Here is a 19,674-nt window from a genome sequence, read left to right on the forward strand (position 1 = left end):
CATCTTTACACAATTATGAAACAAAAAATATAAAGTTTTAACATTTTCTTCACTATTTCTGCATAAAGTGAAACTTTAATCAGTAGGGATTTTTGTTCATCCCCACTGATTATTAGCCTTCACCAATCGGGCATTTACGGACAGTTTATCTCCCACCTGGCTTCTTTGCACCAGCTAAGTTTTGAGTTGGGAGTTTTACTGTCCACAAATAGCGGGACAAATTCTCCAAACAAAAAAAGAACCCGCATGTAGCGAGTTCTTTTTTATTCTAATCAAACTTGTACAGGAGCAAGCTTTTCATAACGTAAAACAGGTTTACGAGCAGCCATCGTTTCGTCTAAACGTTTAATAACTGTAGTGTGCGGTGCTTCTTGTACAACTTCTGGATTTTCTTCTACTTCTTTAGCGATTTGAATCATCTTATCAATGAAACCATCTAACGTTTCTTTTGATTCTGTTTCTGTCGGTTCAATCATAATACATTCTTCCACATTTAATGGGAAGTAAATTGTTGGTGGGTGGTAACCGAAATCAAGCAGACGTTTTGCAATATCTAATGTACGTACACCAAGTTTCTTTTGACGACGACCTGATAATACAAATTCATGCTTACAATGTCTATCGAACGGAAGATCATAGAACGGCGCTAATCTTCTCATCATATAATTCGCATTTAATACAGCATACTCAGTTACTGCACGTAGTCCATCTGGACCCATAGAACGAATGTATGTGTATGCACGAACGTTAATACCGAAGTTACCATAGAATGGTTTCACACGCCCAATTGCTTCTGGACGATCGTAATTGAAGTGGTAGCCATTTTCCGTTTTCTCTAAAATTGGTTTTGGTAAGTACGGAATTAAATCAGCCTTCACACCTACTGGACCAGAACCTGGACCACCGCCGCCATGCGGACCTGTAAATGTTTTATGAAGGTTTAAATGCACAACGTCAAATCCCATATCTCCTGGGCGCGCTTGGCTTAATACCGCATTTAAGTTTGCACCATCATAGTATAATTTACCGCCTGCATTATGGACGATTTCAGCCATTTCTAAAATATTTTCTTCGAATAGACCTAATGTATTTGGATTTGTTAACATAAGTGCTGCTGTTTCTTCGTTTACAACACGTTTTAAATCTTCTAAGTCAACAAGACCATGTTCATTCGATTTTACTGTAATTGTTTCAAAACCAGCTACAGTTGCAGATGCTGGATTCGTTCCGTGAGCAGAGTCAGGAACAATTACTTTCGTACGGTTAAAGTCACCATTTGCTTCATGGTAGGCACGAATTAACATTAAACCTGTCCATTCTCCGTGTGCACCTGCTGCTGGTTGTAATGTAACAGTATCCATACCTGTAATTTCAATTAAATGCTCTTGTAAGTCGTACATTAATTCCATTGCACCTTGTACTGTCTTTTCATCTTGAAGTGGATGAATATTTGCAAATCCTGCAAAACGAGCTACATTCTCATTAATTTTCGGATTATATTTCATCGTACAAGATCCAAGTGGATAGAATCCAGAATCCACGCCGTGGTTACGGTTTGAAAGTGCTGTATAGTGGCGCATAATGTCAAGTTCAGATACTTCTGGTAGCTCTGCATCTTCTACTCGAATATAATCGCTCTCAAATACATCTTCTAGTTTCACTTCTTCTACATCTAATTTGGGTAAGCTATATCCTACGCGTCCTTCTTTAGTCACTTCAAAAATAAGTGCTTGGTCTTGGTTCTTCATTGGATAGCCCCCATTTCGTTTACAAGTGTGTCAATTTCCTCTTTTGTACGAAGCTCAGTTACTGCTAACAGCATATGATTTTCTAATTCTTTATAATCACGGCCTAGATCATAACCACCGATAATATTCTTTTGTAGTAATGCGTCGTTTACTTCTTTCACTGGACGTTTGCAATCTACAACGAATTCATTGAAGAATGGTCCAGCAAATGTAGCTGTGAAGCCTTTCGCTTCGAATTGACGTTTTGCATATTGTGCTTTAGAAATATTTTGACGTGCCATTTCTTTCACACCTTGTTTTCCAAGTGCCGTCATTGCAACAGAAGCTGCTAATGCATTTAACGCTTGGTTTGAACAAATGTTAGATGTCGCTTTGTCACGACGAATATGCTGTTCACGTGCTTGTAGCGTTAATACAAATCCACGTTTACCATCTGAATCTACCGTTTGTCCGACAAGACGTCCTGGAATTTTACGCATAAATGCTTTCGTTGTTGCAAAGTAACCACAGTGTGGTCCACCAAACTGTGTTGGAATACCGAATGGTTGTGCATCACCGATTACAATGTCAGCACCGAATTTCCCTGGTGGTGTTAATGCGCCTAATGATAACGGATTTGAAGAAACGATAAATAATGATTTTTGTTGATGAACGATTTTTTCAATATCAGCTAACTTTTCAACTTGTCCGAAGAAGTTTGGATATTGAACGATTACACAAGCAACTGTATCGTCTACTTCGCTTTGTAATACGTCTAAATCTGTTACACCATCTTTATGATTAATTTCAACAACTTCTAGATGTTGACCTTTTGCATAAGTTTCAAGTACTGCTCTTGATTCTGGGTGCACTGCACTAGATACAAGAATTTTCTTTTTACGAGTATGGCCAGCCGCTAACATTGCCGCTTCAGCTAAAGCTGTACCTCCGTCATACATAGAAGAGTTTGCTACATCCATTCCTGTTAATTCACAAATCATTGTTTGGAATTCAAAGATTGCTTGTAATTCCCCTTGTGAAATTTCTGGTTGGTATGGCGTGTAAGCAGTATAAAACTCTGAACGAGAAATAACATGATCAACAATTACTGGAGCATAATGATCGTATACGCCTGCTCCTAAGAAAGAAGCATATTCTTTTAAATTAGCATTTTTACCAGCCATTTGAGATAGCTCTTTTAAAAGCTCTGGCTCTGATTTTGCTTCTTTAATTTTTAAATCCCCTTTAAAACGAACACTCTCTGGAATATCAGAGAATAATTCGTCGATCGTTTGAACGCCGATCGTTTGTAACATTTCTTTTTTGTCTTCTTCTGTCATTGGAAGATAACGATGCAACATGAAATCTACCCCTCTCCCCGTTACTTTGAACGTTTATAAAATGGTGTTGGAACAACTACTGCTTTGACGCGTTTATTACGAATTTCAATTTCTACTTCTGTATCAACTGCTGCGTATTTTACATCAATTAGTGCTAAACCAATGCTTTTCTTTAACGTTGGAGATTGTGTACCACTCGTTACTTCCCCGATTTTTTCTTCTCCTACAAATACAGGGTAATGCGTACGAGGAATACCGCGTTCGATCACTTCGATGCCGACTAATTTACGAGATGCACCGTTTTCTTTTTGCTCTTTTAACGTTTCTTTTCCAAAGAAATCTGCTTCTTTGTTTGGTTTTACCGCAAAGCCAATTCCTGCTTCAATCGGTGTAATATCTTTTGATAATTCTTGTCCGTATAACGGAAGTGTTGCTTCAAAGCGAAGTGTATCACGAGCACCTAAACCACATGCTTTTAAGCCCTCTTCTGCTCCAACTTCAAGAAGTTTCTCCCAAAGTTTTGCAGCATCTTCACTCTTACAGTAAATTTCGAATCCGTCTTCACCTGTGTAACCTGTACGAGATACAAGTGCAGGAATTCCATCTACAAGAATATCGTTTTTAAATTTAAAGAACTTAATTTCTTTCAAATCTTCTGACACAACTTTTTGTAAAATGCCTTCTGCTTTTGGTCCTTGAATTGCAAGCTGCGCAACTTCACTAGAAACATTGACTACTTTCGCATCGCCAATTACATGACTTGCTAACCATTCGTAATCTTTCTCGATATTTGATGCATTGATTACTAATAAATAGTCTTCTTCACCACGTTTGTAGATTAATAAATCATCTACTGTACCACCATTTTCGTAGCACATAGCTGTATATTGTGCGCCTCCTACCTTTAAGGTAGATACGTCATTTGTAACAACACGTTGTAAAAATGCTAAACTATCTACACCTTTTACCTCAACTTCTCCCATATGAGACACATCGAACAAACCTGCCGCTGTACGTACAGCTTCGTGTTCTTCTTTAATGCTTGAAAATTGAACTGGTAATTCCCAGCCACCAAAGTCGATTGTTTTCCCACCATACTTCGCGTATACATCAAATAACGGTGTACGTTGTAATGTAATCATGCTCTTTCCCCCTTATGCTCTGACAAATCAATAAAAGTTGCTTCCCATATCTAAACATTTTCATTCTGAAAAGATAGGATATACGGAATCTCACTATATTTTTTTATGAAAGCGTAAATAAAAAAGTACTTTCTTGGATAAAATACGAAAGATTCCACACATTTCACACCATTATCCTAACATCATTCGCTATATTTCATCAATATTCTAGCATAAAAAATAATTTAGAATTTTTCATTCTTAATCTTACTAAATACAACTTTTGAGATTTAATGCTTATTATTGTCTATCATATAGCCTTTAATAACGATAACAAAGCCTTCTTTCAAGGCGAATCATTATACATGTAAAAAATAATTACTTTAACTTATAAAAGGTGGGAGAGTCGTAATGAATGTTGATATTTCCGTAGATCGGACGTGGCAAAACAATTTTTTAAATAGAATTGAAGAAGATGGTCCTTGGACAAACTGGGATTTATACCATTTAGCTTATGAAACAGAAAAATCGTTACTTGTTCCTACTTTCGATGGACTACAAGCACCGAAGCACTTATCCCATTTCACACCGCTTCCTCATCAATTAGAAGTCGCTCAAAATGTTATTGAACAAATGAACGGTAAAGCGATACTAGCCGACGAAGTAGGGCTTGGAAAAACAATTGAAGCTGGACTTATTTTAAAAGAATATATGGTGCGTGGGCTTGTGAAAAAAGTACTCATACTCGTCCCAGCCTCTCTCGTGTCACAATGGGCATACGAACTAAATACAAAGTTTTTCATTCCAGCTGTAGCTCAAAAGAAAAGCTACTCGTGGGAGCAAGCTGACGTGATCGTATCATCAATTGATACTGCAAAACGTTCACCACATCGCGATATCGTTTTGAACTTAGAATATGATCTTATTATTATCGATGAAGCACATAAACTAAAAAATAATAAAACAAAAAACTATGAATTTGCACAGCGATTAAAAAAGAAGTTTTGTTTATTACTAACAGCTACTCCTGTTCAAAACAAGATTGATGAAATTTTCAACCTTGTTTCTTTATTAAAACCGGGACATTTGGGCAATCAATCCAACTTTGAAGAATACTACGCTTCAAAAAATCGTTCAGCCGAATCAGATGAAGACTTAAAAGCTCTCATTAACAAAGTAATGGTCCGAAATAGACGTCATAATACCGGAATTGATTGGCCGAAGAGGCATGTACGTACAATTTTTGTAGAGTTTAATAAAGAAGAGCAAGCTTTATATAATGCAATTGAACACTGGGGAGGACGAGATGCCTTCACATCTGCTTTCTCATCCTTAACATTAAAACGCGAGGCATGTAGTAGCCGTGAAGCTGTGTACTATTCATTAAAAAAGCATGTAGAAAAACGTCAGAAAGAAAATGAACAATATATAAAAGATCCATATATTGATGTACTAATGGACAATATTAATCATATTCCATTCAACTCAAAAGCAAATAAAGCTCTTGAGCTTATAAAAGAAATTGACGATAAAGTCGTCATCTTCACGGAATATCGAGCGTCACAAATGTACTTACAATGGTTTTTACAGCAGCACGGCATTTCTTCCGTTCCGTTCCGCGGTGGATTTAAACGCGGGAAAAAAGATTGGATGAAGGAACTTTTCCAAAAACACGCGCAAGTATTAATTGCAACGGAAGCTGGCGGAGAAGGAATTAACTTACAGTTTTGTAGCCATATGATCAATTATGATTTGCCATGGAACCCAATGCGTCTTGAACAAAGAATTGGACGTATTCACCGTCTTGGTCAAAAAAATGATGTTCATATTTATAACTTAGCTACAAAGCATACTGTTGAAGAACACATTTTGAAACTGTTATATGAAAAAATAAATTTATTTGAGCGTGTTATCGGTGAACTCGATGAAATTTTAACAAGAATTAATATGAAAAACATCGATGCGCATATTCAAGAAATTTTTGCGCAATCAAAAAGCGAAGGAGAAATTCGAATTAAGATGGAAAACTTAACATCTATTATCGATTTTGCGAAGCGAAATGAAGCTGAGGTGCAAGGCTATGCAGCAACATGAAATCCATAATTACTTAAACAATTTCTTTGAAGCGAATAACTGCGAAATTTTAGGACGTTCCCCTCACCTATTAGATGTGCAGTTAACAATTGAGATGGATAAATTATTAATGAACCGCCCTTTCTATTGGCACTATCTTGAAAAAACAGGAGGCGTACCGAATCCGATGCGCCTTACTCTTATTACAAATCCAGAAAACGAAGAAAACGATGGCGAACTTATTCACTACGGTTCACCACGACTACATCAAATTTTCCAGACAACGAAAGAATTAGGCTCTTACATACGTTTATATGAGGAAATAAAGCATAACGGGGCAACGCATACACCGCTCCATCCTTGGCTCGGTGTAAATATAAAAGTGTCTTATCAATGTGATCGAAAAAAAGACATCCTTCATTCCATTGGTATTCATCTCATCTCTGGAACAATGATGGCAAATTTTCATGAAACATTAACTAACATTAAACTTACACCGAAAATACCTGATTTTTGTTTTACGCTCTCTCCTATCATTAAGCCTCAAAGCGGCTTACAACGTATAGAGGACGCTTTAAAAAATATAATTGCAGAAGATGATCATGCGTGGGCGAAAGAAGCGAGGGTACGTTGGAATCACGATTTAGATCTTTTAAATCGTTTTTATGAAGATAGTGATGAACTTCCTGAAAGCTATGAAATTGAAAAACAAGCCTTGCAAGAACAATATGAACCACGTATTACAGTGCAAATTATTAACGGTGGCCTCTTTTATGTTACCGCTAATCATTTTCTATCTTAAAAAAGCTCCTTCCGTTTTTAGAAGGAGCTTTTTTTTATTTATTTTCTATCCTACTCGCTATCGTCACTACGCTCTTGCTGTTTTTTCTGTGCCATACGTTTCTGCTGTGCACGATCCTTTGCGCTCACATGATTTGCATCAGTTGGAAGGTTTTCTTTCGAACGTCCAATTCCATTGCTCATCTTTCCCACTCCTTTTTACGTTTTTCAAAACACATGTTTATTTTCAGCTAGAGTTACAATCCTTATACAAAAAAATAAGAGCAGCCATTGGCTACTCTTACTCACTCACATATTTTTGAAACATATCATGGATGCCTTTATTTACGAGGTTCGAGATCTGTTCGTCAGATTTATTCGGATAACGATCGCGCAATCTGATAGATGCCTTCACCATTAAATTTTCTAATACAGAACGGCCACCTTCTCCATAAATAATTTCAGCATACTTAACAAGCCTTCCATCCTCTACTGTTGCTGGATTATGATTGAAGAAAAATTTACTCATTGTTTCCACCTCTCTCTTTGATAACGTTTACATTTATATATTTTATTTATGTTATTTATTTCACAATATTGTATGCACGTATATTTAATTAGTTTCATTATAAAGCAACATATCGATAGTACATATGTGATTTTCCGTCCATTTTGTGAACAAACCAAAAATGAAAGCGTTTCCTTTATTATATACTAAAAAAACTTACTACGCTAGGGGCAATTTTTTCAATCTACTAATCCCTCAAAAATTGATATATTTTTTCTTTTCCAATCAAACCTTATACAATTTTCAGAAATTATATTATAAAATATATGTATGACTTAAGGAGGATTTGTATGAATCAAAATAAAAAAGCTATATTAGATCTTGTCTTTTATCTCGTAATCCCATTCCTCATTTGGAAATTTGCAAAACCTTATATTGATCCTTATTACGCGATGTTAATCTCCTCTGTTCCGGGGATTATTTATACACTGTATACCTTTAAAAAAGAAAAGCAGTTTAACGTGACAGGATTCTTTATTTTAATTACACTCATTTCTAATACGACGGTAGATTTATTATCTGGATCAGCTGAACGAATGTTGTGGAACGATGCGTATTATCACATCGTACTCGGTATTATCGTCATATGTACAATTTTTATAAAAAAACCACTTATGTTATATTTCGCAGCAGATATTGCAGCACTACAAGGGCATGACCGTGATAAAAGTCGTGAACTGTATCGTGATAGTCGTATATATCCAGCACTACAATATTTAACGCTATTTTTCGGGCTTCAATTTATATTAAAAAGCTTTTTAAAAATTTATTTCATCTCCGTTTTCGGTGTAGATGGCTACGGTGAAATGAGAGCGATTATGACTGCTGTCGGCTGGGGCATTTCAATTTGTATCGGAATAGGGTTCGTATGGGTGAACAATAAAATACATGCGGTTACTGAGGAAAAAGAGTCTGTACAGTAAATGAAAATCCCCTAGTATATAACGCTACTAGGGGATTTTCATTTTGCTAGACATATGACTAAAAGTTAACTTGATTTTTTCCTTTTATTTTTTACGTTTCGATAAAATAAAGCTGCACTAAGCGGCATAACACCAAACCATTTATTTAAAAATGGCTCTTTTTCAGAGCGGCGTTGTTCTTTCTTTTGTTTACGATCTTCTTTTGGTGCATCCATATATGACACAAACTGCTGCGTCACAAAGCGAACATAATCATTAGTAGACATATTATCATCACCTCTACTTGATTAGTATGTCCACTTTTTTATTCATTAATCTTTTCCTTTAATTCATTCATAATTTGCTTTACTGACTTATTTGTCGTGTCGATATGAATATGTGCCTCTTCATAATACGCTCGGCGCGATTCGAATTTCGTTACAAATGCCTCTATATCTTTCTTCTGAAATAGTGGTCGTGTCGTATCTTCACGAAGCCTTTCTGCAATTACATGCGGATCACAATATAAATACACGACAGTCCCGTTCTCTTTCATCCACTTTCGATTTTCCACTCGCTCAATAATCCCTCCACCAGTTGTAATGATTGCATTATGAACTGGTAGTGAACGTAACATCTCACTTTCATATTCTCGAAAAGTTATTTCGCCTTCTTCTGCAAAAATATTTCGAATTGCCTTCTCTTGCTTCTCTTCGATTTTTTGATCTGTATCTACAACATCCATTTGCAGTTCTTTACTTAACGCTTTTCCAATTGTTGTTTTCCCAGCTCCCATATAGCCGGTTATGTATATAGATTTCATTTTCTGTCCTCTCAATCGTCATGTATTAATTGTTATTATAACGAAAGATGCTACTTTGTTTAATAAAAAAACGTTTTGTTCTTCTTATACTAAGAAGAACAAAACGTAACATACTCGCTTTTACCTATAAGTACCTCTTCTCACCCACTGCGTTGCAATCCATTTCTCGCCTTTCGTTACAGGTGCCCCTCCATGTAACGTAAGCTCATTTAGTGATTGATCTTGATAAAAATACTCAAAGTATACTGCCATTCCCTTTCTAGGGTGTACAGAAAGATTTAATTTCGGGAAGAACGTTTCTCCGCCTTCTTCTACATCATTTAAGTACATTACAAGCGTGCTAATACGATTATTAGCAGCTGATCTACTATGTTCCGCAAAATAATCATAGTGCGCTTTATATTGTTGATCCACTTCATAATTTAAAATGTGCAATCCTTCTCCATGCGTCACCGGAACATTCATGATAGATGAAATACGTTTTTCAATCTTCGAAGTAAGTTCATTCTCTTCCAAAAATGCGCCGCTACTTGTTCGGATATCATTTACATCACGTGCTGAACCAATTGTAGAACGTTTTATTTTATTTTTAGACATTTCAATTAATTCGTTGCATTCTTCGTCACTTATTACATTTCCTAATACGACGATAAGAGGTTCTTCGAATTTCGAAATAATTTGTATTTCCCTATCTTCTGTCATAATCGTATTTCCTTTATGATCAAAAATAGTTTGTTCTTTATTTTCACCTATTTGATTGTTATTTGTCATTTCCCTATTCTCCCTAAAAAAAATGATTGGATAGCATGAATATATCATATTCTTTCTACCTTTCTCTTTTTTGAGAAAATTTAAACTTTTGATCGTTATATTTATCCATTTCCCAAAAGAAATTGAAGCTCTTCACAATGGAAATTCATGGTTTTACTCCGCATACTTTACCTGTCATCCTTCTATCCAATCAAATATTTTCTCATCATTTTTTCTATACCGAAAGCTCACCGTATAGAAAATTCTTTGTTTTGTCTCGCACTGCAAAGAAACGAGAATCATATCATTTTCAAATTCGTACTTTCCACTCACTTTTCCCTTTGTATATGGAAAGAAAAAGGTACCATCTCTTTCTGTTTTCTGTAAGTCTACTTTTATATCTGCAATAGCTCGATTAATCAACTCTTCCACTAAAAATTTTTTCTCTATTTCAGTATAAAATTTTTTATCAGAAAGCAACATATTCGTTTCGTATACAAAAAAAGAGGTTAATAAAATTAAAAAAATGATTGTTGCTGGCATTGTAAATCCATCTTGTTTTTTCATTCCTTTATTTCCATTTCGCTATATCTTACAACTACACCTTCATGTATTTCCCCACTAGTATCTTTCATATTTATAAAGAGCACATGAGGTGTTAGTTTGTACGAAACATTGCCAACCTTTTGTAATATAACTTCCCTTCCACGCATATTCACTTTTCTTATAAGATGATTATTCACTTTTTCATATATCACTTCATCCCCATTACGCAAACGGAAGCGTAAAATACTACCTTTATTTTCAAGGGCCATTATATGTTCCCCAAACGATACCTCACGAAACTCCAGTTGTACTTGGCCTAAAAACACATCCCACTCCCACTCATTTAATCCTTTTAAGTGTTTATTCTCCATTCCGATAAAATGAAGACTCGGTAAAAGTAAAAAGAACAGGGATACTAGAAACAAACATACGATCATTTCTATTAATGTAAATCCAACTTCTAATTTATTTTTCCTCCCACATAAAAACATTGTTCCATCATTCTTCCCTTCACATCTTTCCACATAGTACACACTTCACTTCCTCCCCAATATGTGTAATATACAAGTTCGTTTATAATTTTTTCTTTTACTCGCATTTCCTCATTCTCATACATATATAAAGCTGCTTCTTTTTTTAATAATACGAATGCCTTATAGCGGAGTTGTATATTTTTTCTTTCTTGCATGACCAATACTGTTTGCGGCAGCAGTACCGATACCGCCATCATTAGTATGCTTAACGATACAAGCATTTCAGCCATTATGGATCCTTTTTGATATTTCACGATACGTAAATCTCCCTCTTCCGAGCTGAAATACAATCTCATATTTATAACTTCGATACGAAAGTAAAATTGTACCACCTCTATTAATATTTCCGCTCGGATTATATGTCATCGGATTTGGAAATGTATGCAAATCAATTTGTATATCGTTACCGTAGTCTCTCGACACAATAAAATGATTCGTACCCGACTCCTCAATGTAATACGTGTTTTTCTCTTTATACCACCGTAGCGTATAGTATTTCTGACGATTTATCGCTAATTGTTGCATATACAAAATATCATTTGAAAATTGGCTCAAAAATTGTTCGACTTTTTGTTTTTCATATAATGAATGAACATTAAAATACGTAATCATACTTAAGACAGAAATTACAAATAAAACGAGCAACATTTCTAAAAGAGTAAATCCTTTTTGTTTCACAATGTCCCGATTGATACTGTGCCATCATCTGAAATATGAATAGATTCACCATTCGGACACTTATGAGTTGTAATATATTTTTCGTCACTTAGCTCTTTTAACGAAGGAATTTTATTATGCTGTAATTGATATACCTGTATTTGCGCTTCTATAGATTTCACATAGGCTGCGCATCCTTTTCCTTGAACTGATGAGCGCTGCTTCACTACATTCGGAATAATTAATAGTAATAATACAGTTATAACAACCATAACTAATAACATCTCTAACAGAGTAAATCCTTCCTCATTCTGCATGTAAATGCCTCCTAAATGGAATTCATCATTTGAAACATCGGCATAATCATCGCTAAATACATAAGAACAACTATTCCTCCAATGCATGTAAATAAAATCGGTTGAATGATAACTAACATACGTTTCATTTTTTGTTCCATCTTTTCTATAACAAGATCGCTATAGTCCTCTAATTCAACTGCCAAATTACCGTTTGCTTGTCCATGCCTAATAATATAAGAAAGTTCTTTTTCGTAATAACCACTTTTAGCAATGATAGATTGTAACGATTCTCCTGCAATTAATTGCCGTTCAATTCGGGCTGCTTCATACTGAAAAAATCGATTATATTTTTGCTCCATCATTATTGTGAGTGCTTCGAGCACCGATAGTCCGCCGTACAATAAACCACTCAATTGAGTGGAGAAATAATGCGAATGCTTTAAAATAAGAAATACTTTTATGAGAGGAATACGAAGCATGATTTTTACCTGTTCAATATGTGGGAGTTTCCGAAAATAAAACAAATATACGCTACATCCAATAATAAAGATAAGAATACCGCTAAAAATAATGTAAGGTATTCGTTTAATTGCACTTAAAATTTGTTCTGTAAATAGCGGCGCTGTAGAACCAAATGAACTATACACCATTTCAACCTGCGGTAATAAGATGAGATTGAAAACAGCAAGCATAATCATTAAAAAGAATGCTAATAACATAGGATACTGCATTATTTTCATCATATCTTTCCTATACTTATCCTTCTTATAAAGAAGTGCGCTCCCTTGTTGCAATGCAAAAGAAATATCACCATGTTTCTCAGCATAAAATAAATAACTTAACATCTCCTGATGAAACATTAATTGATGAAACGAATCGTGTAGACTTCTCCCCTCTTTTAATCCCTCAATCATATGCTGTAATTGTACTTTCTTTTCTAAGGGTAATTGAAACCGTAAAAATTCTAGTGCCTGCAAAAGGGAGTATCCTTTTTCTAATAGTTCTCCTAATCGTTTCAACAATACTAATTGCTCACTTAAACTCCATGTTTTCTTAAACATAAACATCTTCTTCTAAAAATCCTAAAGCATACCCTTTTCGTATCGAAGATTCTAATGTTTCATGTTTGTACGTAACACATTCTCCGTTCGCTTCTTTAATTGCTTGTTGCAAATCATATCCATCTAACAACTCGTAAACGCTTGCTTGTCTTACTTGCCGCATTGATTTACATAAAATTGAGCACTTTCCTCTGCAAAATGGACACTTTAATTCAACAAGTCGCTGTGCAGCTACAGCCAATAAAGCTTGTTCAATTTCTTGCCTCGTTATGCCATAATCCATAAATCTGAGTATCGCTCCTTTCGCATCATTCGTATGCAGGGTCGTCATTACTAAATGTCCAGTTAAACTTGCTCTTACAGCTATTTTTGCTGTTTCTTCATCCCGGATTTCACCAACTAATATAATATCTGGATCATGGCGTAAAATAGCCTTTAGTCCAGCCTCATATGTGATACCTGCTTTTTCATTTATTTGAATTTGTAATAAATCGTCTTTTCTTTTTTCAACTGGGTCTTCAAGTGTTACAATTCGACGTGTTTTCCTTTTTCTAATTACCTCTAATAATGCATACATTGTCGTTGTCTTCCCAGAACCAGTCGGTCCAGTAAATACGAGTAGACCATGTGAATAACGTAAAAAAGAGAGGAGTTTTTCCGCCGTACTTGGAAATAACGAAAGATGAGATAACGGCTGCACAGATGCTTGTAAATGAAGGCGAATCACGAGACTTTCTCGATATACAGTCGGAAGTGTTGAAAGACGTAAATACACTTCTTGTCCATCAATTTGTAAATACAATGAACCATTTTGTGGCTTCCGCCTCTCTCCTATATCCATGGATGCCAAAAATTTAAAGTGCGAAACAAGTTTTTCTCCAAACTCCTTTTCAATACATTGTTTCGTAATTAAATCTTTTCCTATACGTAGCTGAACCGCTACATCCTTCTGCCGGGGCACAATATGTAAGTCCGATGCTTGTACCCTACACGCTTCTTTCAAAATTGTATTCGCAAAAATTTCAATTCCATTCATCATTTTCCCTCCTCACTATGTATATAGCATGAAAAAATGCACAATAAAAATTGGGACTTTTGTATTTTCATCAGAATAAAAAGGAAAATTATGTTTGTGAAATTATGAACAATTTCCGAATTATTGTCTGAAATTACCTATATGGAAGTTTATCTGTATTATAATGTTATTATCTTGGATAAAGTGATAAAGGTGGAGATCCTCATGGAACAAGCTTTAAAAATTACAGGTGTATTATCTGACCCAACTCGTTATTACATTTATAAATATATTTCTCAAAAACATAGTTACGTAACTGTACAAGAAATTGCAGATGAGTTTGACATTCATCCAAACGTAGCACGCTTACATTTATCTAAATTAGAAGATGTTCATATGCTTAAATCTGAAACAAAGAAAACTGGAAAGGGTGGAAGACCAAGCAGATTATATGTATTATCTGATGATGTTATCCAATTGCAATTTCCATTCCGTGATTATCAATTATTAGCAAAAATAGCGTTCAATTCTCTCCTTAGCCTTGGAGCTGCTGGTGAAAAAGCGCTATACGAAACAGGAAAACAATTCGGGGCAGAATTAATGCAACAACATATGCACCGCTTAAATGTGAGTGAAGAAGACTTAACAGTAGAACAAAAAATTCAAATTGCAAAAGAAGCTTTCTCAACAGCTGGTTTATCACCTGCATTTGAATTAAGTGCAGATGGAACAAAAATTTTCTATGATGTACACAATTGTCCATTTAAAGAAGTTGCTGTTCATCACCCAACTGAAATTTGTAATATGCATGGGGATATGATGAAAGGGATTTTTGAAATCCTATTCCCTAACATGGAATTAACACGAAATGATAGTCTACTAGATGGATGTAAATCTTGTAATTATAAATTAACAATTTAATTTCTCATATAAAAAGAAGCCAATTATAATTGGCTTCTTTTTATATGAACGAATATTTACAATAGTAAGAAAAATAAACTATAATGAGGAGAGGTTTACTTTTTCTAGAAAAGGAGGGAGATGGCATGGAGCGCATGTTTCGCGTTCTCGGCTTTTGGACTGGAATTTTCTCGGTTATGTTTTACGTAGGGGATATGCAACAGGCTGCACTACTATTTTTAGGACAAACAGGTTTCTTCGTACTTTTAAGTTATTTAAAATTAACAGAGCGTATGTATATATACGTATTTGGGGCCTACTTAACTGTTTTCTTCATAGGATTTACATACTACACGACGTTTTTACTTGTCCCTGGGGCTGGACATTAAAAGATGGCAATTTGCCATCTTTTTTTTAATCCCGGAATTTCCTAGTTGACTTATAGGTTTTATTACCTTATATTCTATATAACATATTGGAATTAGGGGGAATCAACATGAATACACTGCTTGTCGGAATTAACGTTGCAGTCATGCTCATTTTAGTCGGCGTATTATATTATATGCAACGTAAGCATGTATCTTTTAATAAACGTGTATTTACTGCTTTAGGAGTCGGAATTTTATTTGGTCTTATATTACAATTTATTTATGAGCCTACTTCTAAAGTAATTATTGAATCAAATACTTGGTTTAGCTTAATCGGTAACGGTTATGTGAAATTGCTTCAAATGATCGTTATGCCACTTATTTTAGTATCTATTATTTCAGCCTTTACAAAATTACAATTAACGAAAAATCTTGGTAAAATCAGTGGCCTTATTATCGGAATTTTAATTCTTACTACAGGAATTGCTGCAGCTGTCGGAATCGCTGCAAGTGCAGGATTTGATGTATCAGCAACAGGCCTACAACAAGGTGATGCAGAATCTGCTCGTCTGAAACTAGTTGAAGAAAGATTTACTTCTATTGAAAAGACAACAATTCCAGACAAATTATTAGAGCTATTACCTACAAATCCATTTCTTGATTTAACAGGTGCTCGTCCAACATCAACAATTTCTGTCGTAATATTTGCAGCCTTTATCGGCATTGCCTTTATAGGTGTGAAACGAAAATATCCAGAACAAGCAGAGTTATTTAAGAAGATGCTTGATGCTGTATATGCAATCGTAATGCGTATGGTAACATTAATTTTACGCCTTACTCCATACGGCGTATTAGCTCTTATGGCAAAAACAGTTGCTGGTAGCGATATAAATGCTATTTTAAAACTTGGTAACTTCGTATTAGCGTCTTACGTAGCACTTATCGTAATGTTCGTTATTCACTTATTATTAATTGCTCTATCTGGTTTAAATCCAATTCAATATTTAAAAAAGGTATTCCCTGTATTAACATTTGCATTCACATCTCGCTCTAGTGCTGGTGCAATGCCATTAAATATTGAAGCGCAAAAAGAAAAGCTTGGTATTTCCGAAGGGATTGCAAACTTCGCAGCTTCATTCGGAGTATCTATCGGTCAAAACGGTTGCGCAGGTATTTATCCAGCAATGCTTGCAATGATGGTCGCTCCAACTGTAGGAATTGATCCGTTACAACCACAATTTATTTTAACTTTAATCGCTGTCGTTGCTATTAGCTCATTCGGTGTTGCCGGTGTTGGTGGCGGTGCAACATTCGCAGCGTTAATCGTACTATCTACAATGAACTTACCAATTGGCATTGTCGCTCTTGTTATCTCGGTTGAACCATTAATCGATATGGGCCGTACAGCTCTTAACGTAAGTGGTTCTATGACAGCAGGTCTTATTTCTAGTAAATGGCTTGGTGAATTAGATCAAGATACGTACAATCAAGATGATACAAAAACTGGTGAAATTGCTTCATAATAAGAAAAAGACGCTAACATAAAACTGTTAGCGTCTTTTTTTACATCTCATCTTGAAAAGTATCACTCCAAGCATTCTTCTAGTTGCTCTTTTAACTCCTCCTCAATCTCATAATAAGAATAATCAACAAGTTCTCCTACTTTCTTACTCCCCCAAATTCTTGATTGAGTTAGCATTCCTAAAAGGATATTTTCACATTTCCAAATTGGAATGATATAAAAGTCAATCATCTCACCTTCTTCATCTACTATCGCCATGGAAACTGATGAATAATACCCCGTTTCAAAGGGATCCTCTTTTTCTCTTTCGAATCCAATGTCTAATTCCATATTTTTCTCAATATATAAATGCGCATACTCTCTAAAAAGTTTAAGTGATATTCGCTCTATCTCCTTTTCCATACATTGAATTTTCTCTTTCAATTCCAATGTAAAATCTCGTTCTTTATACTTCATTTCCGTCTCCTTACACATAGAAAAAGAGAATACAATAACATATTCTCTTTTCTCAAATATATTTCATTATCTCACAGCCCGTCCTTTTCACAAATAACCATTCTGCTCGCACCATTTATGAAATTGTCCTACGTCCACTCCAACTAACACGATATCCTTTAGCTCGACATCAATACTTTGTTCTCCAATTATAATAGCGAAGTGTGGTTTTAATTGTTCTTCGTTTTTCTTTACAATTCCAATTCGGTTCCGATGCGGGCCATCTTTTATATATGCTTTTTGCCCTACAATATCAAAGTTCAAGATTCTCACCTCTTTTACTGCGCTCAAATTGGAAATACAATCTCCACCTCGGAAAATTTCCTTTCATTGCACTATTTCTCTATATATATGACGAAACAATAAAAGAGTCCTTCCTTCTTTACAATTATTTTTTCTTTGTTTCATTTTTATGATTGAAACGTAAAGTTTATAATAAAATACACTTGGAAGCGCTTTCTATGTAATTTTTTATGTTATAATATAAAAGTAGAACTTCGTAAAGAGGGTTAAAAAATGAATACAAAAATAATAAAAAAAGTAATTGACGCATTAAAAGTATATGGCTTTCAGGATGTATCATTCTGTGACAAAACGAAACAATTTTTATTTCATAACAAAACGGATATTATGAGCGGCTATGCAGAAATAACATATAGTAGTCAATTTGAAAAATTTAACGTACAAATTCATCCAATTGAAACACATCATCAAGCAGAGTTACAAGAGGTTGAAAGACATATACAAGCTTGTATAAGAAAAGTGGAATATTTAAACGCACTTCTTACTGGGCAGACAAAACTAGATGATAAAATTATTATTATGTAAAAAAAAGAACGTGATATCCTCACGTTCTTTTTTCATTATACGTTCATCTTTTCCTTCAGTTGTAATCCTGTAATGGATTCTAATACATCCATCGCTTCTCCAAACGTCATATCAAAAATCGTCTTATCCTCTATGTATGGAAACTGTCTGAAACGCTTTTCTAACATCTTCACAGCATCTGATGTAAAGTTTGCACTATCAACACCAAATTCTGTTTCAAGAAGCACGATCCAATCTAACACATGAAAACCTAATCCATTTACGAATGAAATCAGTTTCTCTTCTGGTTGTGAAGATAAGAATACGTATCGCTCCATCTCACTGAATAGTTCTTCGCCTAAAACTTCTGCTAATTCATCATCATGTTCGCGTTCAATAATCTCTTCATATCCGTAATCATCAGTAAGCTCTTCTACTTCTTCACTATCTGCAAAAAGCAATTGACTAAGAAGCGCATCTTTCTTAAATTCACTCTTTTGTACCACTTCTAAAAAACTTGTTTCCCAACCATTTTCTAATTTCATATTATATAGCTCCTTTATATACTTTCCTTATCATCACTGTACCCAAAAGATTATCTTTATAACCTTTTAAACATCCACATTATTCATAACGTGAGCTACAAACTCTTTTGCATCCCCTTCAAAAATATGTACTTCTGGCAAATGATAAAATGTTGTTTGCAGCGAATTTCCTTCATGATACATATATATTTTTTTCTCTAGTGCAATGGCCATTCCAAACTCTGTATGACTTCCATTTCCACCATCTAATATAAGTAAAAAGACATCGGCTTCCTTTATAGCATTCTTTTCCGCCTCACCAATTTCTCTTAATTGTTCTTGGTTAACTGCTCTTTCGTTTTTTGTCCAATCATATGTATGGTGCCATCCTGCTTCTTTTAACTGGCCTGATACAAAATGAACAATGTGTTTATTTTGAAATCCCGATGCTATATAAAATTTCATTTATGTTCATCCTTTAAATATGTATGGGGAAACTCCTTTTAGCGTTACTTGCTATAGATATAATAAAGAATGACATCAAAAAAAATCCCCATCTTTAGAACTTATTTGCGTTTAAATGATGGGTTGCTTCATGGTCTTCTTTTATTTTTGTTTTTTATAACTTTCATCAGCTAACATTTCTAGTTCTGCTGTTATTTCTGATTTTTCAAGCTCTCGTTCTTGCGAAAATTTCCTTGAAATATAAACAATCACACTACCAACGTACAACACAAAGCATATAATAAGTGCAGTATTTTCATAGAGACTTAGCTCCAACACAGTCACTCCTAATCCATTCGTATTTTCACGCTTAATCAATTGGAATTTCCCTACTAACCATTTGTTATTGTAACATAAAA

The 19,674-nt window shown here is 34.8% G+C and carries 27 protein-coding genes and 1 pseudogene; 8 read left to right on the forward strand and 20 right to left on the reverse strand.

Annotation, left to right across the window (positions count from 1 at the left end; all coding sequences use genetic code 11):
• Positions 1–272 precede the first annotated feature (272 nt).
• Genes gcvPB through gcvT form a run of 3 tightly spaced genes read right to left on the reverse strand, consistent with a single transcriptional unit; the run spans position 273 to position 4,209 of the window.
• Positions 273–1,748: an aminomethyl-transferring glycine dehydrogenase subunit 2 gene (gene gcvPB / locus BTOYO_RS07400; protein WP_000795710.1), complete on the reverse strand. Its 1,476-nt coding sequence runs from the start codon at positions 1,746–1,748 to the stop codon at positions 273–275.
• Positions 1,745–3,088, reverse strand: a complete 1,344-nt coding sequence (gcvPA, locus tag BTOYO_RS07405; protein WP_000903224.1) for an aminomethyl-transferring glycine dehydrogenase subunit 1 — start codon at positions 3,086–3,088, stop codon at positions 1,745–1,747. The genes gcvPB and gcvPA overlap by 4 nt, the downstream gene beginning before the upstream one ends.
• Positions 3,089–3,108: 20 nt before the next feature.
• Complete coding sequence (gcvT, locus tag BTOYO_RS07410; protein WP_000631761.1) at positions 3,109–4,209, reverse strand: glycine cleavage system aminomethyltransferase GcvT; 1,101 nt, start codon at positions 4,207–4,209, stop codon at positions 3,109–3,111.
• A 390-nt stretch (positions 4,210–4,599) separates the two neighbouring features.
• Here gcvT and BTOYO_RS07415 point away from each other — a divergent pair, with 390 nt between their 5' ends.
• Positions 4,600–6,282 carry a DEAD/DEAH box helicase gene (locus BTOYO_RS07415; protein ID WP_001100044.1) on the forward strand — a complete coding sequence of 561 codons (1,683 nt, stop codon included), beginning with the start codon at positions 4,600–4,602 and terminating at the stop codon, positions 6,280–6,282.
• Positions 6,269–7,063 (forward strand): YqhG family protein, encoded by a 795-nt coding sequence (locus BTOYO_RS07420; RefSeq protein ID WP_001183954.1) that lies wholly within the window; start codon positions 6,269–6,271, stop codon positions 7,061–7,063. The genes BTOYO_RS07415 and BTOYO_RS07420 overlap by 14 nt, the downstream gene beginning before the upstream one ends.
• 50 nt (positions 7,064–7,113) lie before the next feature.
• Here the strand turns inward: BTOYO_RS07420 and BTOYO_RS28140 are convergent, their stop codons facing one another.
• Complete coding sequence (locus BTOYO_RS28140; RefSeq protein WP_000064664.1) at positions 7,114–7,245, reverse strand: hypothetical protein; 132 nt, start codon at positions 7,243–7,245, stop codon at positions 7,114–7,116.
• A 97-nt stretch (positions 7,246–7,342) separates the two neighbouring features.
• Positions 7,343–7,570 (reverse strand): hypothetical protein, encoded by a 228-nt coding sequence (locus BTOYO_RS07430; RefSeq protein WP_000032702.1) that lies wholly within the window; start codon positions 7,568–7,570, stop codon positions 7,343–7,345.
• A gap of 72 nt (positions 7,571–7,642) precedes the next feature.
• Between BTOYO_RS07430 and BTOYO_RS26055 the strand changes: the two genes are divergently transcribed.
• Entirely contained in the window at positions 7,643–7,759 is a 117-nt protein-coding gene (locus BTOYO_RS26055; RefSeq protein WP_073990725.1) for a GTP pyrophosphokinase, read from the forward strand.
• Between the two features lie 140 nt (positions 7,760–7,899).
• Entirely contained in the window at positions 7,900–8,532 is a 633-nt protein-coding gene (locus tag BTOYO_RS07435; RefSeq protein WP_001073100.1) for a VC0807 family protein, read from the forward strand.
• A gap of 65 nt (positions 8,533–8,597) precedes the next feature.
• Here BTOYO_RS07435 and BTOYO_RS07440 read toward each other — a convergent pair whose 3' ends face one another.
• The 10 genes from BTOYO_RS07440 to comGA all read right to left on the reverse strand — a co-directional run bounded on the left by BTOYO_RS07440 (position 8,598) and on the right by comGA (position 14,216).
• Positions 8,598–8,798 carry a YqzE family protein gene (locus BTOYO_RS07440; RefSeq protein WP_000106086.1) on the reverse strand — a complete coding sequence of 67 codons (201 nt, stop codon included), beginning with the start codon at positions 8,796–8,798 and terminating at the stop codon, positions 8,598–8,600.
• 38 nt (positions 8,799–8,836) lie between these two features.
• Complete coding sequence (locus tag BTOYO_RS07445) at positions 8,837–9,334, reverse strand: shikimate kinase (protein WP_000836652.1); 498 nt, start codon at positions 9,332–9,334, stop codon at positions 8,837–8,839.
• Positions 9,335–9,454: 120 nt separating this feature from the next.
• On the reverse strand, positions 9,455–10,105 hold the full coding sequence (locus BTOYO_RS07450; protein ID WP_000183875.1) for a 2OG-Fe(II) oxygenase: 651 nt from the start codon (positions 10,103–10,105) through the stop codon (positions 9,455–9,457).
• 174 nt (positions 10,106–10,279) lie between these two features.
• Complete coding sequence (comGG, locus tag BTOYO_RS07455) at positions 10,280–10,651, reverse strand: competence type IV pilus minor pilin ComGG (RefSeq protein WP_000743702.1); 372 nt, start codon at positions 10,649–10,651, stop codon at positions 10,280–10,282.
• Positions 10,648–11,121 (reverse strand): competence type IV pilus minor pilin ComGF, encoded by a 474-nt coding sequence (gene comGF / locus BTOYO_RS07460; protein ID WP_000477944.1) that lies wholly within the window; start codon positions 11,119–11,121, stop codon positions 10,648–10,650. The genes comGG and comGF overlap by 4 nt, the downstream gene beginning before the upstream one ends.
• Positions 11,091–11,393: a hypothetical protein gene (locus tag BTOYO_RS07465; RefSeq protein ID WP_000829525.1), complete on the reverse strand. Its 303-nt coding sequence runs from the start codon at positions 11,391–11,393 to the stop codon at positions 11,091–11,093. The genes comGF and BTOYO_RS07465 overlap by 31 nt, the downstream gene beginning before the upstream one ends.
• Positions 11,386–11,841, reverse strand: a complete 456-nt coding sequence (comGD, locus tag BTOYO_RS07470; RefSeq protein ID WP_000810404.1) for a competence type IV pilus minor pilin ComGD — start codon at positions 11,839–11,841, stop codon at positions 11,386–11,388. Before comGD ends, BTOYO_RS07465 begins: the two co-directional genes overlap by 8 nt.
• Positions 11,838–12,137 carry a competence type IV pilus major pilin ComGC gene (gene comGC, locus BTOYO_RS07475; protein WP_001178691.1) on the reverse strand — a complete coding sequence of 100 codons (300 nt, stop codon included), beginning with the start codon at positions 12,135–12,137 and terminating at the stop codon, positions 11,838–11,840. The genes comGD and comGC overlap by 4 nt, the downstream gene beginning before the upstream one ends.
• Positions 12,138–12,148: 11 nt before the next feature.
• Entirely contained in the window at positions 12,149–13,186 is a 1,038-nt protein-coding gene (gene comGB, locus BTOYO_RS07480) for a competence type IV pilus assembly protein ComGB (RefSeq protein WP_002093281.1), read from the reverse strand.
• On the reverse strand, positions 13,173–14,216 hold the full coding sequence (comGA, locus tag BTOYO_RS07485; RefSeq protein ID WP_001013172.1) for a competence type IV pilus ATPase ComGA: 1,044 nt from the start codon (positions 14,214–14,216) through the stop codon (positions 13,173–13,175). Before comGA ends, comGB begins: the two co-directional genes overlap by 14 nt.
• Positions 14,217–14,420: 204 nt before the next feature.
• On the opposite strand from comGA, the gene BTOYO_RS07490 reads away from it, so the two are divergent.
• The 3 genes from BTOYO_RS07490 (at position 14,421) to BTOYO_RS07500 (ending at position 16,986) form a co-directional block, all read left to right on the forward strand.
• On the forward strand, positions 14,421–15,116 hold the full coding sequence (locus BTOYO_RS07490) for a helix-turn-helix transcriptional regulator (RefSeq protein ID WP_000434112.1): 696 nt from the start codon (positions 14,421–14,423) through the stop codon (positions 15,114–15,116).
• A gap of 125 nt (positions 15,117–15,241) precedes the next feature.
• On the forward strand, positions 15,242–15,484 hold the full coding sequence (locus BTOYO_RS07495) for a DUF2626 domain-containing protein (RefSeq protein WP_000440717.1): 243 nt from the start codon (positions 15,242–15,244) through the stop codon (positions 15,482–15,484).
• Positions 15,485–15,591: 107 nt separating this feature from the next.
• Positions 15,592–16,986, forward strand: coding sequence for an L-cystine transporter (locus BTOYO_RS07500; protein ID WP_001094349.1), 1,395 nt, complete (start codon positions 15,592–15,594; stop codon positions 16,984–16,986).
• Positions 16,987–17,048: 62 nt separating this feature from the next.
• Here BTOYO_RS07500 and BTOYO_RS07505 read toward each other — a convergent pair whose 3' ends face one another.
• Both BTOYO_RS07505 and BTOYO_RS07510 read right to left on the reverse strand, forming a co-directional pair.
• The gene (locus BTOYO_RS07505) at positions 17,049–17,441 is read right to left on the reverse strand and encodes a hypothetical protein (protein WP_000875405.1); all 393 of its coding nucleotides are present in this window, start codon (positions 17,439–17,441) and stop codon (positions 17,049–17,051) included.
• Between the two features lie 87 nt (positions 17,442–17,528).
• Positions 17,529–17,744 (reverse strand): DUF3912 family protein, encoded by a 216-nt coding sequence (locus BTOYO_RS07510; RefSeq protein WP_001008324.1) that lies wholly within the window; start codon positions 17,742–17,744, stop codon positions 17,529–17,531.
• 252 nt (positions 17,745–17,996) lie between these two features.
• Between BTOYO_RS07510 and BTOYO_RS07515 the strand changes: the two genes are divergently transcribed.
• Positions 17,997–18,308 carry a hypothetical protein gene (locus tag BTOYO_RS07515; protein WP_001092834.1) on the forward strand — a complete coding sequence of 104 codons (312 nt, stop codon included), beginning with the start codon at positions 17,997–17,999 and terminating at the stop codon, positions 18,306–18,308.
• Positions 18,309–18,343: 35 nt separating this feature from the next.
• Here the strand turns inward: BTOYO_RS07515 and BTOYO_RS07520 are convergent, their stop codons facing one another.
• The 3 genes and pseudogenes from BTOYO_RS07520 to BTOYO_RS07530 form a co-directional block, all read right to left on the reverse strand.
• A complete protein-coding gene (locus BTOYO_RS07520) occupies positions 18,344–18,832 on the reverse strand; it encodes a hypothetical protein (RefSeq protein ID WP_000764243.1) in 489 nt (162 codons plus the stop codon).
• 66 nt (positions 18,833–18,898) lie between these two features.
• The gene (locus BTOYO_RS07525; RefSeq protein WP_000675235.1) at positions 18,899–19,276 is read right to left on the reverse strand and encodes a nucleoside 2-deoxyribosyltransferase; all 378 of its coding nucleotides are present in this window, start codon (positions 19,274–19,276) and stop codon (positions 18,899–18,901) included.
• A gap of 94 nt (positions 19,277–19,370) precedes the next feature.
• Positions 19,371–19,630, reverse strand: a pseudogene (locus tag BTOYO_RS07530) (DUF3966 domain-containing protein).
• Positions 19,631–19,674 lie beyond the last annotated feature (44 nt).

The sequence above is a fragment of the Bacillus toyonensis BCT-7112 genome, assembly GCF_000496285.1.
Classification (GTDB): Bacteria; Bacillota; Bacilli; order Bacillales; family Bacillaceae_G; genus Bacillus_A; species Bacillus_A toyonensis.

What these genes read in the sequence shown, in the direction of transcription:
- gcvPB (WP_000795710.1), bottom strand. Translation starts at nt 1,748, where the DNA reads ATGAAGAACCAAGACCAAGCACTTATTTTTGAAGTGACTAAAGAAGGA.
- gcvPA (WP_000903224.1), bottom strand. Translation starts at nt 3,088, where the DNA reads ATGTTGCATCGTTATCTTCCAATGACAGAAGAAGACAAAAAAGAAATG.
- gcvT (WP_000631761.1), bottom strand. Translation starts at nt 4,209, where the DNA reads ATGATTACATTACAACGTACACCGTTATTTGATGTATACGCGAAGTAT.
- BTOYO_RS07415 (WP_001100044.1), top strand. Translation starts at nt 4,600, where the DNA reads ATGAATGTTGATATTTCCGTAGATCGGACGTGGCAAAACAATTTTTTA.
- BTOYO_RS07420 (WP_001183954.1), top strand. Translation starts at nt 6,269, where the DNA reads ATGCAGCAACATGAAATCCATAATTACTTAAACAATTTCTTTGAAGCG.
- BTOYO_RS28140 (WP_000064664.1), bottom strand. Translation starts at nt 7,245, where the DNA reads ATGAGCAATGGAATTGGACGTTCGAAAGAAAACCTTCCAACTGATGCA.
- BTOYO_RS07430 (WP_000032702.1), bottom strand. Translation starts at nt 7,570, where the DNA reads ATGAGTAAATTTTTCTTCAATCATAATCCAGCAACAGTAGAGGATGGA.
- BTOYO_RS26055 (WP_073990725.1), top strand. Translation starts at nt 7,643, where the DNA reads ATGCACGTATATTTAATTAGTTTCATTATAAAGCAACATATCGATAGT.
- BTOYO_RS07435 (WP_001073100.1), top strand. Translation starts at nt 7,900, where the DNA reads ATGAATCAAAATAAAAAAGCTATATTAGATCTTGTCTTTTATCTCGTA.
- BTOYO_RS07440 (WP_000106086.1), bottom strand. Translation starts at nt 8,798, where the DNA reads ATGTCTACTAATGATTATGTTCGCTTTGTGACGCAGCAGTTTGTGTCA.
- BTOYO_RS07445 (WP_000836652.1), bottom strand. Translation starts at nt 9,334, where the DNA reads ATGAAATCTATATACATAACCGGCTATATGGGAGCTGGGAAAACAACA.
- BTOYO_RS07450 (WP_000183875.1), bottom strand. Translation starts at nt 10,105, where the DNA reads ATGACAAATAACAATCAAATAGGTGAAAATAAAGAACAAACTATTTTT.
- comGG (WP_000743702.1), bottom strand. Translation starts at nt 10,651, where the DNA reads ATGAAAAAACAAGATGGATTTACAATGCCAGCAACAATCATTTTTTTA.
- comGF (WP_000477944.1), bottom strand. Translation starts at nt 11,121, where the DNA reads ATGTTTTTATGTGGGAGGAAAAATAAATTAGAAGTTGGATTTACATTA.
- BTOYO_RS07465 (WP_000829525.1), bottom strand. Translation starts at nt 11,393, where the DNA reads ATGGCTGAAATGCTTGTATCGTTAAGCATACTAATGATGGCGGTATCG.
- comGC (WP_001178691.1), bottom strand. Translation starts at nt 12,137, where the DNA reads ATGCAGAATGAGGAAGGATTTACTCTGTTAGAGATGTTATTAGTTATG.
- comGB (WP_002093281.1), bottom strand. Translation starts at nt 13,186, where the DNA reads ATGTTTATGTTTAAGAAAACATGGAGTTTAAGTGAGCAATTAGTATTG.
- comGA (WP_001013172.1), bottom strand. Translation starts at nt 14,216, where the DNA reads ATGAATGGAATTGAAATTTTTGCGAATACAATTTTGAAAGAAGCGTGT.
- BTOYO_RS07490 (WP_000434112.1), top strand. Translation starts at nt 14,421, where the DNA reads ATGGAACAAGCTTTAAAAATTACAGGTGTATTATCTGACCCAACTCGT.
- BTOYO_RS07495 (WP_000440717.1), top strand. Translation starts at nt 15,242, where the DNA reads ATGGAGCGCATGTTTCGCGTTCTCGGCTTTTGGACTGGAATTTTCTCG.
- BTOYO_RS07500 (WP_001094349.1), top strand. Translation starts at nt 15,592, where the DNA reads ATGAATACACTGCTTGTCGGAATTAACGTTGCAGTCATGCTCATTTTA.
- BTOYO_RS07505 (WP_000875405.1), bottom strand. Translation starts at nt 17,441, where the DNA reads ATGAAGTATAAAGAACGAGATTTTACATTGGAATTGAAAGAGAAAATT.
- BTOYO_RS07515 (WP_001092834.1), top strand. Translation starts at nt 17,997, where the DNA reads ATGAATACAAAAATAATAAAAAAAGTAATTGACGCATTAAAAGTATAT.
- BTOYO_RS07520 (WP_000764243.1), bottom strand. Translation starts at nt 18,832, where the DNA reads ATGAAATTAGAAAATGGTTGGGAAACAAGTTTTTTAGAAGTGGTACAA.
- BTOYO_RS07525 (WP_000675235.1), bottom strand. Translation starts at nt 19,276, where the DNA reads ATGAAATTTTATATAGCATCGGGATTTCAAAATAAACACATTGTTCAT.